At 26.7% G+C, this 14,481-nt stretch carries 14 protein-coding genes and 3 tRNA genes; 4 read left to right on the forward strand and 13 right to left on the reverse strand.

Going from position 1 to position 14,481, the window contains the following annotated elements:
- Nucleotides 1-14 precede the first annotated feature (14 nt).
- The 7 genes from AAHM83_RS02275 to AAHM83_RS02305 all read right to left on the reverse strand — a co-directional run bounded on the left by AAHM83_RS02275 (nt 15) and on the right by AAHM83_RS02305 (nt 6,850).
- Entirely contained in the window at nt 15-1,010 is a 996-nt protein-coding gene (locus AAHM83_RS02275) for a PCRF domain-containing protein (protein WP_342261876.1), read from the reverse strand.
- Between the two features lie 12 nt (nt 1,011-1,022).
- Nucleotides 1,023-1,098, reverse strand: a tRNA-Trp gene (locus tag AAHM83_RS02280).
- A gap of 315 nt (nt 1,099-1,413) precedes the next feature.
- On the reverse strand, nt 1,414-2,415 hold the full coding sequence (locus AAHM83_RS02285) for a hypothetical protein (protein ID WP_342261877.1): 1,002 nt from the start codon (nt 2,413-2,415) through the stop codon (nt 1,414-1,416).
- 126 nt (nt 2,416-2,541) lie between these two features.
- Complete coding sequence (locus tag AAHM83_RS02290; protein ID WP_342261878.1) at nt 2,542-4,368, reverse strand: transglycosylase domain-containing protein; 1,827 nt, start codon at nt 4,366-4,368, stop codon at nt 2,542-2,544.
- Nucleotides 4,369-4,380: 12 nt separating this feature from the next.
- Complete coding sequence (gene tssK / locus AAHM83_RS02295) at nt 4,381-5,655, reverse strand: type VI secretion system baseplate subunit TssK (RefSeq protein ID WP_342261879.1); 1,275 nt, start codon at nt 5,653-5,655, stop codon at nt 4,381-4,383.
- Between the two features lie 99 nt (nt 5,656-5,754).
- Entirely contained in the window at nt 5,755-6,315 is a 561-nt protein-coding gene (locus AAHM83_RS02300; protein WP_342261880.1) for a hypothetical protein, read from the reverse strand.
- Nucleotides 6,305-6,850, reverse strand: coding sequence for a hypothetical protein (locus AAHM83_RS02305; protein ID WP_342261881.1), 546 nt, complete (start codon nt 6,848-6,850; stop codon nt 6,305-6,307). The genes AAHM83_RS02300 and AAHM83_RS02305 overlap by 11 nt, the downstream gene beginning before the upstream one ends.
- A 71-nt stretch (nt 6,851-6,921) precedes the next feature.
- Between AAHM83_RS02305 and AAHM83_RS02310 the strand changes: the two genes are divergently transcribed.
- Complete coding sequence (locus tag AAHM83_RS02310; protein WP_342261882.1) at nt 6,922-7,782, forward strand: tyrosine-type recombinase/integrase; 861 nt, start codon at nt 6,922-6,924, stop codon at nt 7,780-7,782.
- A gap of 14 nt (nt 7,783-7,796) precedes the next feature.
- On the opposite strand, the gene AAHM83_RS02315 is transcribed toward AAHM83_RS02310, so the two are convergent.
- Nucleotides 7,797-7,925, reverse strand: a complete 129-nt coding sequence (locus AAHM83_RS02315) for a hypothetical protein (protein ID WP_342261883.1) — start codon at nt 7,923-7,925, stop codon at nt 7,797-7,799.
- Nucleotides 7,926-8,046: 121 nt separating this feature from the next.
- The gene (locus AAHM83_RS02320; protein ID WP_342261884.1) at nt 8,047-8,712 is read right to left on the reverse strand and encodes an RsmE family RNA methyltransferase; all 666 of its coding nucleotides are present in this window, start codon (nt 8,710-8,712) and stop codon (nt 8,047-8,049) included.
- Between the two features lie 81 nt (nt 8,713-8,793).
- Between AAHM83_RS02320 and AAHM83_RS02325 the strand changes: the two genes are divergently transcribed.
- The gene (locus AAHM83_RS02325) at nt 8,794-9,120 is read left to right on the forward strand and encodes a ribosome-binding factor A (RefSeq protein ID WP_342261885.1); all 327 of its coding nucleotides are present in this window, start codon (nt 8,794-8,796) and stop codon (nt 9,118-9,120) included.
- 2 nt (nt 9,121-9,122) lie between these two features.
- Here the strand turns inward: AAHM83_RS02325 and AAHM83_RS02330 are convergent, their stop codons facing one another.
- The 4 genes from AAHM83_RS02330 to AAHM83_RS02345 form a co-directional block, all read right to left on the reverse strand.
- Nucleotides 9,123-10,790, reverse strand: coding sequence for a single-stranded-DNA-specific exonuclease RecJ (locus AAHM83_RS02330; protein ID WP_342261886.1), 1,668 nt, complete (start codon nt 10,788-10,790; stop codon nt 9,123-9,125).
- Nucleotides 10,791-10,837: 47 nt separating this feature from the next.
- Nucleotides 10,838-10,922: transfer RNA gene (locus tag AAHM83_RS02335), tRNA-Leu, on the reverse strand.
- Between the two features lie 50 nt (nt 10,923-10,972).
- Nucleotides 10,973-13,183, reverse strand: a complete 2,211-nt coding sequence (locus AAHM83_RS02340) for a phenylalanine--tRNA ligase subunit beta (protein ID WP_342261887.1) — start codon at nt 13,181-13,183, stop codon at nt 10,973-10,975.
- Nucleotides 13,184-13,245: 62 nt separating this feature from the next.
- The gene (locus AAHM83_RS02345) at nt 13,246-13,683 is read right to left on the reverse strand and encodes a hypothetical protein (RefSeq protein ID WP_342261888.1); all 438 of its coding nucleotides are present in this window, start codon (nt 13,681-13,683) and stop codon (nt 13,246-13,248) included.
- A gap of 100 nt (nt 13,684-13,783) precedes the next feature.
- Here AAHM83_RS02345 and AAHM83_RS02350 point away from each other — a divergent pair.
- Together AAHM83_RS02350 and AAHM83_RS02355 are read left to right on the forward strand one after the other, a co-directional pair.
- Nucleotides 13,784-13,874 (forward strand) — tRNA-Ser (locus AAHM83_RS02350).
- 75 nt (nt 13,875-13,949) lie between these two features.
- Nucleotides 13,950-14,435: a hypothetical protein gene (locus AAHM83_RS02355; RefSeq protein WP_342261889.1), complete on the forward strand. Its 486-nt coding sequence runs from the start codon at nt 13,950-13,952 to the stop codon at nt 14,433-14,435.
- Nucleotides 14,436-14,481 lie beyond the last annotated feature (46 nt).

Consider the following 14,481-nt stretch of genomic DNA (forward strand, 5'->3'; position numbering starts at 1 on the left):
ATTAATTAATTTTGTTATATTGTTGTTAATATTAATTCATTTAAAAATAGAATTAGTTCATCTCCATCCATGAATTTAGCTATATTATGCGATTTTAAAGCTATTCTGGTATCGTTTATCCAATTTTGAGTAAAATGATATGTTCGAACTCTTTCGTTGCGTTTTGCGCTTCCAATTGCTTCTCTTCTTTCATTTTCATTTTTTTGAGTTTCTTCTTCTAACTTTTTTTCATATATTCTTGCTTTTAAAATTTTCAATGCTTTTTCTTTATTTTTAATTTGAGATTTTTCATCTTGTTGGCTTACTACTATATTTGTTGGAATATGCGTAATTCTGACTGCGCTGTCTGTTGTGTTTACTGATTGTCCTCCTGGTCCGCTTGATCTGAAAACTTCAATTTTTAAGTCTTTATCGTTTATTATTACCTCTACTTCGTTTGGTTGTTTTAAAATTGCTACTGTTGCTGTGGATGTGTGTGTTCTTCCTCTTTTTTCTGTTTTTGGAACTCTTTTTACGCAATGCACACCTGATTCTTGGTTTAAATAAATGTTTACTCCTTTTCCTATGATTTCTCCTGTACATCCCTTTATTCCGCCAGATTCTTTGGTTGATATATCAAAAAGTTTGAAGATCCAGTTCATTTTTTTGCAAAGTTTTTTGTACATTTCTAATAATTCTAGCGCGAAAAGCTCTGCTTCTTGCCCTCCTTCTCCGCTTCGTATTTCTAATATTATGCTTTCTTCTTTTGATGTTTGATTTGATTTAAATTCTTCAAAATTTTCTTCTATTTTTGTTTGTAATTTGAGTATTTCTTCTTTAAAAATTTCATTTATTTCTATATCTTTAGATTCTAAAATTTGGAATTCGTATTCTTCAATTTCTTTTTGTATTTGTGTTATTTTATTGAGCTCTTTTTGCTTTTTTTTTATGGATTCTGCTATGTTTTTATCTGTTGTTTGTTTTAATTCAATGTCCCAACGATTTGATAGTTTTTCTAAAATTTCTTTCATTTATTTTTAAATTGGCGAGAATGGAGGGGATCGAACCCCCGACCTACGGTTTTGGAGACCGTTGCTCTACCAGCTGAGCTACATTCCCTTGAATTTAATTAAACTAAAATTTAAAAAAAACTTCAATGGTGTTTTTATTTTTTTAGATTTTAAAATTTATTAAAACATGCTTAAAAATAGTTAAAAAATGGTAAAAAAAGCTTAAAAAATGGTCAAAAATCGATAAAAAAGGGTTTAAAATTTGTGCTTTTTTAGTTTAAAGTTTGTGTTAAAAGTTGTGGCTTTGTTTAATTCGCCTTAAATTAATGTTTTTAACTTTATTATTAGATAGAAGTTCTTTTGTGGTTATAGTAAATTTGTTTTTGATATTTTTTTATATTAGTGTTGTTTTTTTGAAAACAAGTCAATTTTTTTTAGCTTTTGGAAATTTTTTTAAACCGTCAACGTTTTCCGTTAAGGAAACTCGGGTTTTTTGTTTTTCATATTGCATTAATTGACTTAGCTTTTCAGTTGCTTGTTTAAAGGTTGTTATTTTGTTTGAAGGTATGAAAAAAAGTTGTTCTTGTTTGGGGGTGAATTCTTCTAATTTTTCTCTTGGTGGTTCTTGTATATCTGGATTTTGCATTTTTTGAAGTAGTCTTATTTGAGCATTATTTAAAAGCTCTGCTTCTTGGCTTGTGTTTTGAAATGATCTTCTTTTTTTATTAGACTCTAAATTTTTTAATAGTTTATATTGCTCTATTTCAGAGTTATCTAGTATTCCTTGTTTTTCTTTATCTTTTAAGGCTAGTAAATTTTTTTGGTTTTTTTGTTCAATTTGGTTTTCTTGGTTTTCTGGAATTTCTTTGATTAAATTTAATCTGTTTGTTGGTGTTTGGTTTAAGATTGTTTTATATTTATTGTTCTTTGTGTTGCCAAAAAGCGTTTTTTCTAAATTGTGGTTTAGTGTGTTTTGGCAAATTTTCATGAGCTCATCTATAGTAATTTTTGTTTGATTTTCAATGGAATAAAGAGATGGGGCATTGTTTATAGAGAGATTTCTTAGTTTTTTTTCACTAAAGGATAAACAATTTTTTAATAAAAGGATTATTTGTTCGTATATTAACAAATAATAGTAATCATTATTTGTTTTTTTTAATAAATCTTTATAAAAAATGAGATCTGTTAATAAAATTTGTAATTTAGTAGCGATCGGTTGATCATTTAATAACTCTTCATAAAAAGCTTCCGCTTTTAATTGAATTTTTATCTCAAATGATGATATTGTGATATTTTGGTCTTCTTCAAATTCTGATTGATTTAAAATTACACCTCTATCCGAATCATCTTTTTCTATTTTATTTGGATTTGCTGCAAAAGAGTGTATGCATAAATATATTACAAATAATCCTATTCTTTTTTTCATCTTCTTTCTTCCTTTTTTATGATATGACAAAGTGGTAAAAAGAGTGTGAAGTCAACCAGGCTTTGTTTTCTTAAATAAGCTCTTTCTTTAGATTTTTGAATTTTCTCTTTTAATTGGCTGTCTTTTTTAAATATCCATTAAATCAATTAGGTGTTTTTTATTTAGGTCTTCTAATGTTATATCGAAATACAAATCTTCGCTTGATACTTCTATTTGTTCTAAAAATTTATTTATTGCTGTTATGCATAAGTGTCCATTAAAATTTTGAGTCATTGCTTTGAAGTCCTTTCTTCCGTACCAGCATCCTATGCAAAAATTTTTATTTAATAATACGAAATATAGATCTTTATTTTGATTTGAAGTTCCTGATTTTCCTCCGAAATATCCATTTTTGATTTTTATTTTTCTTCCTGTTCCGTATTGTGAAACGGTTCTTTTCATCATTTCCCACATATAGTAGCAGGTTCTTTCGTCTAATATTTTTGTATATTTTTTTTTATGTTTATATAAAAGTTCTCTTGTTTCTAAGTCTTCTATTTCTTCTATACAGTATATTTCTGATAAACATCCTTTGTTTGCTATTGGCAAAAAAGATTTTGTTAGATTTAACAACGATGTATTGAATCCTCCTAATGTTAATGATAGAGTTGATACCGCTGGGTCTATTATTTCTAATTTTCTTATTGTTTCTATTACTTTTTTAGGCTTTATAGCTTCTATTATTCTTACTGCTACCGAGTTAATTGATTGTGCAAAAGCCACGTCTACTTGCACTTCTCCTACTGTTTTGTGCAAAAAGTTACTTGGTTCCCATGTTCCAAATGAGTAGGGGCTATCATCTATTAAACTTTTTGGGTTTAATCCCATTTCTATTGCTGTTAAATATGTGTAATATTTTGATATTGATCCGCTTGGTCTTTTTGAGTTTACTGCTATATTGAAATTTGAACTTGCATAGTCTAATCCTCCTATTAATACTTTTATTGCTCCGTCTTTCGCTATTAATATGAATGATCCTTCGTCTGACTGCCATTCTTCTCCTAATTCTTCTTGCGTTTCTTTTAAGCTTTTATTTGCTTTTTTATATAATTCAGAATCAAAAGTTGTTTTTATTTTTATATCTTTATCTAAGCAGTTTTTTGGTATTTGTTGTAATACATAATTTATGAAAAATTTTATATTTGTTTCGTTTATATTTATTTTTGGTATTTTAAATTTTTCAAAATTTTGCTCTTCTTCTTCTGTTATAAAATTTAAATTTTTCATTCTTTTTAATACTGTTCTGGCTCTTGTTCTCCAGGCTTCTATATCGCTTGAATATTTTGAGGGGCTTTGTAATAAACCTATTAATAATGCAGATTCATATAAATTTAAACTGGATGTGTTTTTGTTAAAATACATTTGTGATGCTGCTTCTATTCCAAAACAATTTTTTCCAAAAAACACTCTATTTAGATATAGATATAAAATTTGACTTTTTGTGTATTGTTTTTCGATTTTATAAGTTAAAATTAATTCTTTTATTTTTCTTAGAAGTGTTTTATCTGTTGTTGAAAAAATTGATTGATTTTGTAATATGTTTTTTGCTAATTGTTGGGAAATTGTGCTTCCACCTGCTATTACTTTTTTATTTAATATATTTATATATAAATTTTTAAATAGTGATTTATAATCTACTCCTTTATGCTGAAAAAAATTTTTATCTTCCACAGCTATCAGTGCTTTTATTACGTTTATTGGAATTAATTCTATTTCAATTATTATTATTTCGCTTCCTATTTTATCTATTAACTTTCCTTTATTATCGTATATTTCTATATATTGTGACTTTAGTATTTTAGTTGCTTCATTTTGAATGTTTTGCATGTTGGTCATTAAAATAAGGTTTAGTATTATTATGATTTCTAAAAATTCTGTTAAAAAATAAAAATATAATATTTTTATAAAATTCATTTTGATGTTTTTTTATACTTCTATCATATAAATTGATGGTGGGGTTGGAAATATTTCATTATCATTTTCTATCAATAAAATCTCATCTTCGCTTATAGAAGAATCTTTTATTTGAATTTTTACAATTGTCATATCTGGTATTTCTTGTATATTGTATTCCTTATAGTTTTCTATTTTAACTCTTTCTGCTCCTTTTGATCTTTGTTCTTTTGTTGCGTCCATTTTGTCTTCTGTTGCTATTCTGCAAGATGATATCCAATTGTTTATATCTTCATATTTTGTTGATGCATCTTTTTCTATTGCTATTAATATATAGTTTTTATCTGTTATTTTTATTTCTCCTTTGAATTTGTTTCCTTTGGTTTTTTCAAATTTTGTTAATTTGAACGCCTCAAATATTAAGTCTAGGTTAGAATTTACGTAATCTATTAATGGGATCATTGATTTTACTATGTTATCATGCATATATGGTTCTATAATTGGTATATCTGAAGTTTTTGCTAAAATAAAAGAGTTTGATACTGCTTGTACTATGTTTTTATATATTGAAAAAGGGTGGTCATTAGATTTTAATGCTGATTCTAATGAAAAAAGCATGTTTGAAACGCTTGATAGTTGAGTAGATTGTTCTGATGAAAGTCTTTTTATGCTTTTTAAATATTTTGCTTTTTCTTTCATTTTTATTATTAGCGATTCTATTGTTGTTTTTAATAAGCTTGAAGACTGTATTTGTTGAATTGGTGGGGTGTATTTGCTTAATGCAAATGACATTCCATTATATTTAACTTTTGCTATTGTTATTGAATCATTTTTTAAACTTTTTGATTCTCCTATTTCTAAAAAATAATTTGGTTTTAAAAATGCTATTACTGTTTTTTCAGATTTATTGTTTAAATCTTCAACTTCTAAGTGTTCTGCAGAATATTTTGGCGTGTTTTCGTTCGTTTGGGGGGTAAAATCGTTTTTTGGATATGATAAATATATATATAATTCCTTATCGTTTTTAAACTCATTTTTGTATTCTTTTAAATTTATTTGTAAATTGTTTTCAGGGGATACTTCAAAATATAAAAAATTTTCATTTAAACCTTTTAATGTTTTTAGCTTAAAAAAACCTTCTGCTAGGTTGGATAAATCGTACTCTACTTCAAATATTCCCCAGCCTAAATTATTAACAATTTTTGAATAGTTAACAATTAAATTTTGTAGGTATAAAGAATTTTGTTGAAACGGTTCTGGTCCAACGTTCATTCCTTTGAACCACATTATTGGATATTGCTTTCTCATATTCTTACCTTTTCCCCATTATATCAGTAAAGTCACTACAGCTTTTACGAAATTTTATCAACTTTTCAATAAAACATCAATAATCTAGATTTTTAAATTTTAGCTAAATCTTTTTTTATTTGTTTTTTTCTTTGGTAAGTTGCTTATTGCTTGATCTGGGTCTAAATATTCGCAAAATGGCGTTTTTATTTTTTCTTTTGTATATTTAAATTTTCTATTTATGTTTGTTATTTCAAATTTACTATCTTCTAATGTAATTTCTACAGATTTTAAATCTTCTGGGTACATGAATTTTTTCTCTACGTTTTCTATGAATTTGAAAAACACAAATACTCCCCAATATTTTTTTTTACTTGGTAGCACGAAGCATATTGGTCTTGTGTTTTCTACTAGGTCATATTCCCAAACTTTTATTTCGTTTGGAAATTGTAATGTAATTGTTTGTGATTTTTCGAAAAATTGATCTGCTTCCATTCCGCTCATTTCATTTAATGCTTCTTCTGAAAATATTTGCACTATATATATTTTTAACGATAATCTTTGGTTTATGTTGTTTTTGGGTATTAGTATTATTTCTTTTCTTCCTTTCATTGTTCCTTTTTTTTCACATCCAATCAAAAGGATTCCTAATATTATTGTTATAATTTTTTTAAACAACATTTGTTATGCTTCCCATTATATACGATTTTTGAAAAATAAGATTTTTTTCGTTTTTAGCTAAATTTTCTGATTCAAATGGACCTATGTAGAGAACTACTCCTTCGTTTGTTGGTTTTAGTATTGCGAGTTTACCTGCTTTTATTTGTAGTTTATTTTGAACCTTCTGTCCTTCTTCTGCTAATGAATACTTTCCTATTAATATATAAAAATTTTTTATATTTGTTATTTCTTGCTCTTTTTCATCTGCTATAATTATTTTTTTTGTGTTCTTGGATCCTATTAAATATTTTTCGTTTGTTTTATGCTGTTCCTCTGTTTTATTATCTTTTTCATATTTATAAAAAAAATAACCAAAACCAAACGCTAGTAATCCTATTAAAATTGCGCATAAAAATAGTAAAAACAATTGAAATTTATTTACTCCTGTTTGTTTTGAAATGTTTTCTGTGCTGTAATTATTGTACTCTGACATTAACACTCCTTTTGCTTTTCCCTTCACAGAATCAAGAATTACATCGTACTTGTCCTCATTCATTTTGGGTATTTTATCAACGAATTGTAAAGATATTATTTACTCATTTGTTAATTTTTTGTTATTATATTGTTGTGGTGCTTGAAGATTGGATTTCTTCGTTTTTATGGGTTTTGAGGGTTGAAAAAAGGATTTCTTTAAATTCTTATAAAAGTTATTTTTATGATTTTAAAATTTTTAGTGATTGGATTTTGTTTTATAAGAAAGATATTTTTAATGAAGATTTAGTTTCTGAATATTTTTTATATTTAAAAAATGAACGAAAAAATTTAGAGCCATCTATTGATCGGAAAATTAATTTGCTTATTTCTTTTTTTAAATTTTGTAATCAAGAGAAGGGGGCTTCTTTTGTTATCAAAGACCGCAAAAAAGAGCGTAAAAACAAAATTTACAGGCCTTTTTTGGAGGGAGGGGATTTACTTAAAATAAGGTCTTTTTTATCTTGTGGTAATGATTTTAGGTTGGCTGCTATTGTTGAGGTTCTTTATTCAACTGGTCTTAGAATTTCTGAACTTTTGAAGTTAAGGTGTGTTGATTTGCATGAAATTAAAAAAAATAAATCTCTTCAAATTGTTGGGAAAGGGGGGGGGAAACGAGTTGTTTTTTTTAGCTCTTCTTCTATTTTGTTTTTGGATCAGTATGTTTTTAATATGAACTTTAAAAATGAATATTTGTTTAATATTACTCGTCAAAGAGTTTTTCAGTTGTTAAAAAATTTAGGGGTGGCTTTAAATATAGATTTAAGTACTGTTTTTCCTCATAGTTTTAGACATAGGCTGCTTACTGATTTAGTTAAAAATGGGATGAATTTAGTTAGTGTTCAAAAAATTGCTGGACACAAACAAATTTCTACTACGGAAAAGTACACACATGTTGAAGATTTTTTGTATGAAGAAATTTATAAGTTTCATCCTTTGGTTAAAAAGTTTTCCTAAGTTTATATTTTTTCTCAATCCCAATCTTTTGTTGCATCTTCGTATAAAACTATTTTTTTTATTAAAAAAGACAGTAAATCTTCTTCTATTCTTTGTTTGATAAATTCTTGTTGTGAAAAGGGAGTGGTTAAATATAACAACATTTGGGAAATTTAGTTTTTGTTTCACGTTTATTACGCTTAATGAAAAAATAAATGCAATGTTTGTAAAGGTGCTTTCTACTTTTGTTTTTTTTTGTATCATTAAAGCTAGCTAATTTAATTGCTAAAGATTAAGATAGATCGTTGATTTTGCATATAATATAAAATTTAACGCTGTTATTGCTGCTGTTTCTGATCTTAGTGTGTTTGCGTTTAAGGATATGGCTTGATAGTTTGTGTTTAATGTTTTCTCTTCTTCTTCTGTCCATCCTCCTTCTGGTCCTATTATTGCTCCATTTATGCTTTGTTCAATTTGTTTTGCGCTTTCTTTTAAAGAGCAGTAACACCATTCTTTTTTATTTTCCTTCTTCAAAAAATCTAATAAGTTTATTTGCTGCATTGTTGGCACGCTTATTCTTCCGCTTTGTTGACAGGCTGAAATTATTATGTTGTTCATTCTTTCAATTTTATATTGTTTTTGTGTTCTTTTTGTTTTTAATATGAAAAAATCTTTTACTCCTAATTCTGTTCCTTTTTCAATTATCCACTCTAATCTTTCTTTTTGAATTTCTGCAATTGCTATTTTTAAAAAGGCTTTTTCTTTTTCTTTTATTTCGTTTTTTATTATTATTTTTTTGTTTTCGTAGTATGCTGCATATTCTTTTTCTCCATCAAAAACTTTGATTTCTTCTTCTCCTTTGAATCTTAGTGTTTTTGTTAAATATTTTAAGTTGTCTTCATCAATTTTTAGTTCTTTTTGGTTTATGTTTTTTATATATATCCTTTTCATTTTTATATTTTTGTTTTTTTTTTATTTTTATTCAATGTTTTAGTAATGATAAAATTTCTATTTTGTTTTATAATGCATATTATGAGTATAAAAGCTGAAAGAATGAAAAATGACTTGAAGAGAGGGTTGTCTCAAGTTTTTTTAAAAAAAGGGTTGAATTACATACTTTTAGTTGATGTTGTTTTAAGTGCTGATTATCGTTATGCTAAGATTTTTATTGATGTTTTGAAAAATGACTTGCAAACTGTTTTAGATTCTTTGAATGAAAATCCTTTACATAAAGAAATTGTGAAAGATCTTCATTTCTATGTTCATATTAGTAATTTTCCTAAAATTCAGTTTTTTTCCGATTGTCATAAAGAACGTATTAAAAAAACTGAAGAGTTGTTTGAAAAAATTAAGATATAATTTTAATATATATCTTCTATTGTTGGGTTGTTTTTTTCTGACAAATTTAAAACCGCTGAAAAAGTACTTTTTTGTTGGTATAAACTTTTTAATTCTTCTAGTAATCTTTGCTTGGATTTTTGTATGAAAAATGAAGATTCTTTATAATTTGATTCTAGTATGACTAGGCTATAGTTTTCTTTTTCTATTATTTTTAATATGTGAAGGTTTTTTACCAGAACTTTAGGCTCTTCGTTGCCTAATCCAAATGGGGCCATTGTTTTATAATCTTTCTCTATTTCGTTTAAATCTGCTATTCCATCTATTTCTATTATATTTTGATCAATTTTAATGTTTTGGTTATTTATCCATTCTTTAAACTCTTGCCATTTTTCAATTTTACATGTTAATCCTGCTGCTGCTTTATGGCCCCCTCCTTTTTCTAATAGGCTTAGTTCGACTGCTTTTTCTATTAACATTCCTATATTTACTGATTTTGATCTTGCTGATGCTTTTATTTCGTTGTTGACTATTGATCCTATAATTGTTGGCTTAGATTCTTCTTCTTGTATCATTGCTGCTACTATTCCTACTATTCCTGGGTTCCAGTTTTCGTTTGCTATGCATAGTATTTGGTTTGATTCGTTTTTGGCTATTTTTAATGCTTCTTGAAAGCTATTGTTTTGTATTTCTTTTCTATAGTTGTTTGTCATTTCTATTCTATGAATTAATTTATCTGCTTCTTCAAAGGATTTTGTTTTTAGTAAGTTAAATGAAATTTCTGGTGTTTCTATTCTGCCTGTTGCGTTTAATCTTGGTCCTATTGCAAACGCTATATCTTTTGTTGTTATTGGAAATTTTATATTTGCAAAATTAATTAGTTGTCTTAATCCTATTCTTTCTTGTTTTTCAATTTGCTTTATTCCAGCTTTTACTAGTGCTCTGTTTAAATTGTTTAATGGCATTACATCGCAAATTGTTGCTAGTGCTACTAAATCTAGCCATGATTTCATTGTTTTTTGATAATCTTTATGCTTTAGCTCTTTTAGAATGCTTGATGTTATAAAAAAGGCAAGGGATGTTGCGCATAAGCTTTGTAGTTTATCTTTTGAGGATATGTTTATTTCAGCGGTTGCATTAGGGTTTATTACACAGTTTTTTATTGGATTTAGTGCGTGGTGATGGTCTATTATTAAAATTTTTTTGTTATATTTATTATTAAATTCATGGGATGTTGTTCCGCAGTCTACTAAAATTAAAAGATCTACTGGATTTTTTTCAAAAAAATTTAATGCAGCTTGGCTTGGTCCATAACCATCTTGTCTATTGGGGATCCAAACACTTGTTTCAATTTTGAATTCTTCAAATAATTCTTTCATAATAATTGCTGAGCAAATTCCATCTACATCATAATCACCTATTATTCCTATTTTTTCTTTGTTTTGTATGGTCGATATTATTGTTTGTTTTGCATATTCAATATTTGGAATGTCTTCTGCTTTTATCCAATTATTTTTTAATGTTGGATTTAAATAGTTTTGAATTTCTTCGAATTCTATTTTTTTATTTGCTAGGTATTGTGATGATAAATTTGATAAATTATAGTTTGTTTTTATTGATTCTATTAAATTTATATTTGCTTGTTTTAATTTCCATACGTTATTTAGTTTGGATAAATTTGTTATGATCATTTTTAAATTTAACCATATTTTACTTCTTTATCCAAATGAAATTTTTTTGGTGCCCTTGAAGAGACTCGAACTCCCACATCGAAAAGATAACAGATTTTGAGTCTGTCGCGTCTACCATTCCGCCACAAGGGCTACTTTTTGATGTTAGCAAAAATGTTTTTTTTTATCAAGCTTTTGAAGTTTTAGTATTGTTGAAATGCTAATATTAAATTTTCTATTTTTTCATTAATTTGTTCTTTTGTTTCATTTTCTTTTTGTTCCAATTTTAGCTGTACGGTTAATTTTCTTTCTTCGTTTATATTGTTATTTGGGTAAACAATTAAAATTTTATAGTCTAAATTTCTAAAATTTAAAAAGTTTGTTACTTTTGATGCTGATACTTGTTCTGATAATTTGAATGTTATGTCTTGATAAATGGGGGCTGATTCTAAGTTGTTATTTAAAGAGCCGTTCTCAACTATGAGTTTTTCTGGAAATATTTCAAGTGCGTAATATTCTTTTAATCCAAATTCTTTTAATATTTGTGGTTTTATTGCGCTTAGTGCTGCAAATTTTTCATTGTTGAAATAGAAGCTTGTTGCATATTTTGCATGAGCAATTAATGTATCTTCTCTTGAAAACACTTTTTTTTCTATTTGTTTTTTGTTTAAAATTTTACTTAGTAATATTCTAAGATCTTCTGTGTTATTAGAAATAGCTGTGTACATTTGTGTTTGTTTGTTTTCAAAATCTCCGTAAATTAAACCTATTTCAAAAAAGTTATATATTTTTTGTTGATTTTTCACATGCCAGGATGCGTTTTTTAATAAATCTGGGATTAAACTTCCTCTTAAAACTGAGTAATTTTGATTAGAATAATTTATTACTTTTCTATTTTCTGTGGATATTTGAAAGTTTTCGTTTTCTAATTTTCCTAAAGATATATTTTTACACTCGTTGAATCCGCAATTTAATGAAAGTTCTGATAAGTAATTTTTTTCTTTGTTGATTGTTGATGCATACCTTGGAGAAAGGTTGATTGAGTAAATGGAATCATATCTAGCTATTGCAAATTCTTCTATTATACAATTTTCTGTTGTGATATCGAAAAATTTATAAGATGGAGGTGTTATTGTTTCATCTGAGTTGAATGTAAATCCTTTTTTTATCATTATTTTTTTAAAATCTTCTTCTTGAATGTTTGATCCTAATATTTCTTTTACTTTTGAAAAATTAAATGGAATTTTTTTTGTTTCTAAGAATGGTTTGTATTGTTGAGATATTGGTTTTAAGTTTAGCTCTTCAAAAAATCTATTTGATACTTTTTTTAATATAAATGGATCAAAACCATATTCTGCTTTTTTTACTGCTGATGTTATAACTCCGTTTTTTCTTCTTTGCATTGAATCTTTTGGGAAAACACCTGCTTCTAGTAAAATATTTTTTGTATTTTCATCAACTTTTGAATTTTCTCCTCCAATTACGGCTGGCCAAGAAATTATATTTTCTCCGCTTTTAAACACTAAAGTATCTTTTTTAAATTTAATTTTTTGTTGTGCTAATGTTTCGAATTCTTGCTCTTCAGTTAAATTTTCTATTGAGCATGGATTGTTTTTTATTTTATCATAGTCAAATACGTGTAATGGAAGACCTAAGTCATGAGATAAGTAATTTGTTAAATCTATAACATCTAAGTTTAAAATTGCATGCTCTGTTAGCATTAATCTTTTTATTATTTTATTTGGTGTTGATTTTGGTTCGTGTTGACAAAAAGTGCAAATCAGGCCTCTGCAATCTGAGCTTTTAATTTCAAAAAATTGTTGTTCTGATAATGAAAATTCTTTTTCTTTTGGTTCTTTTAAAATACCCAAATCTTCGTTTGCTAATATTCTTGCTAATCCAAAGATTGATAGAGCATCTCCTCGGTTAGGCGTTAGTTCTATTTCGAAAATAGCCTCTGATTCGTATGCCTCTGCTATTGATTTTCCCCAATCTTCTTCTGCGCATTTTAAAACTCCATTGTCTTGTGATGGGAGATTTATTTCTTTTGCGCTGCATAACATTCCTGGGCTATCTATTCCTCTTATTGTTGCTGTTGTTAATGTTATTCCTGATGGCATTACTGTGCCTGGCATTGCATACGGGACGAAATTATTTATTTCTAAATTAGAATCTCCGCATACTATTGTTAAAATTTCTCCAGTTTTTTTTTGAATTGAATAAAGATTTAATTTTTCTGCGTTTGCGTGTTTATTTTTTTCAATTATTTTTACTATTTCTATGCTTTTCCATAATGCTGGGCTTGAATAATCTTTTTTTAATTCAAACCCTAACTTGTTTAAATTTTTTATTATTTCTTTATAGGTTAATTCGGTTTCTAAATAATCTTTTAACCAATTCATTGTAACTTTCATAAAAAATTCCTTTTGTGCTGATTATAAATTATTTTTTTTAAAATGTTTAGAAGTGAAAAATTTTAAGCGTTTATTTTTTCTAAAGCTATATTAATTAAATTTTGTGTTGATTGAGGCACGGAATTTATATATGCAACGTAATGTGTAAAACAAGGGTCGCAATAAGCAAAAAATGCGATATATATAAATACTTTTTTATTTTCAATGTTTTGTTTGATTACAATATTAAAATCAATGTTTTTATTGTTTAAGCCAGCATTGGGTAGTGCTTCTATCATATCATTTTTTGCTTCTTGTATACCTCTTTTAAAATAATCAAAATTTATATCTCCTGATTTTAATGTTTTTTGAGCGTTTGCTTCATGAAAATCGCAATATGAATGTAATGCAGCTTCTTTTTTTTTATTATATTCTGCCTCATTTCCCAAAAGAGTTATTTCTTCTGTGTTGGGTGCATTTAAAAATGCAAAAAATCCTAATAATGTTTTATATTTATTCATGCTATTATTCTGTTTTTTTTTGATCGAAAAATCTATGTATTAAAAAATAAAGTAAAAATACATTGTGTTTTTTTTTTGTACATAGTAATTTATTTAAGTTGGAAAGGTGTCCGAGTGGTTTAAGGAGCACGCCTGGAACGCGTGTATACGTTTATTGCGTATCAAGGGTTCGAATCCCTTTCTTTCCGCCATTTTTTTTATTTCTATATTTAGTTTTTTGAAAATTTATTAATTATTAAGAATTGATTTATAACTTGTTAATTAATATGAGTAAATATAACGATATTTTGGATGAGCTGCAAAATCAAAACGTTCTTGAATCTTACGATAAAGAGTGGCTAATAAAGGTTCAAACTTCTTCTTCGTGCTTGACCTCTGGTCAGCTCTCTTCTTTTTCAAGCTATTGTGGTCTTAATGATTATTATGAGGAAATAGATTTGGTGACTGGCCAAGATTCTGGTGTTAAGGGTATTTGTGTTTCAAATGTTAAAGTTAGCTTGTTAAGAAACGAAAGTAGTGTGAAAATTTTAAAAAGTTTTAAAGATAACTACATTTTCAGCTCTATTGAGTTGATTAAAATTATGAAAATCAATGGGTCGTACAAAACAATTTCTAGAATTACCTTTGCTACTTGTAAAATTACTAATTTTAAAATTTTTTTAGACAAAATGGACTTTTATTTTAAATATTCAGATAGGTCTGAGACTTATACGGTCGTTGATTCTAAAGGTGCCACCACAGGTTCATGTTGAGTTTTTTATTAGATCTTGTTACTTTCTTTTTATTGTGTTTTACTAC

Source organism: Alphaproteobacteria bacterium endosymbiont of Tiliacea citrago (assembly GCF_964031065.1).
GTDB lineage: Bacteria > Pseudomonadota > Alphaproteobacteria > CAJXXZ01 > DAHXLG01.

Bases quoted from the DNA above. Each gene is read 5' to 3' on its own strand.
- AAHM83_RS02275 (WP_342261876.1), bottom strand. From the start codon at position 1,010: ATGAAAGAAATTTTAGAAAAACTATCAAATCGTTGGGACATTGAATTA.
- AAHM83_RS02285 (WP_342261877.1), bottom strand. From the start codon at position 2,415: ATGAAAAAAAGAATAGGATTATTTGTAATATATTTATGCATACACTCT.
- AAHM83_RS02290 (WP_342261878.1), bottom strand. From the start codon at position 4,368: ATGAATTTTATAAAAATATTATATTTTTATTTTTTAACAGAATTTTTA.
- tssK (WP_342261879.1), bottom strand. From the start codon at position 5,655: ATGAGAAAGCAATATCCAATAATGTGGTTCAAAGGAATGAACGTTGGA.
- AAHM83_RS02300 (WP_342261880.1), bottom strand. From the start codon at position 6,315: ATGTTGTTTAAAAAAATTATAACAATAATATTAGGAATCCTTTTGATT.
- AAHM83_RS02305 (WP_342261881.1), bottom strand. From the start codon at position 6,850: ATGAATGAGGACAAGTACGATGTAATTCTTGATTCTGTGAAGGGAAAA.
- AAHM83_RS02315 (WP_342261883.1), bottom strand. From the start codon at position 7,925: ATGTTGTTATATTTAACCACTCCCTTTTCACAACAAGAATTTATCAAA.
- AAHM83_RS02320 (WP_342261884.1), bottom strand. From the start codon at position 8,712: ATGAAAAGGATATATATAAAAAACATAAACCAAAAAGAACTAAAAATT.
- AAHM83_RS02325 (WP_342261885.1), top strand. From the start codon at position 8,794: ATGAGTATAAAAGCTGAAAGAATGAAAAATGACTTGAAGAGAGGGTTG.
- AAHM83_RS02330 (WP_342261886.1), bottom strand. From the start codon at position 10,790: ATGATCATAACAAATTTATCCAAACTAAATAACGTATGGAAATTAAAA.
- AAHM83_RS02340 (WP_342261887.1), bottom strand. From the start codon at position 13,183: ATGAAAGTTACAATGAATTGGTTAAAAGATTATTTAGAAACCGAATTA.
- AAHM83_RS02345 (WP_342261888.1), bottom strand. From the start codon at position 13,683: ATGAATAAATATAAAACATTATTAGGATTTTTTGCATTTTTAAATGCA.
- AAHM83_RS02355 (WP_342261889.1), top strand. From the start codon at position 13,950: ATGAGTAAATATAACGATATTTTGGATGAGCTGCAAAATCAAAACGTT.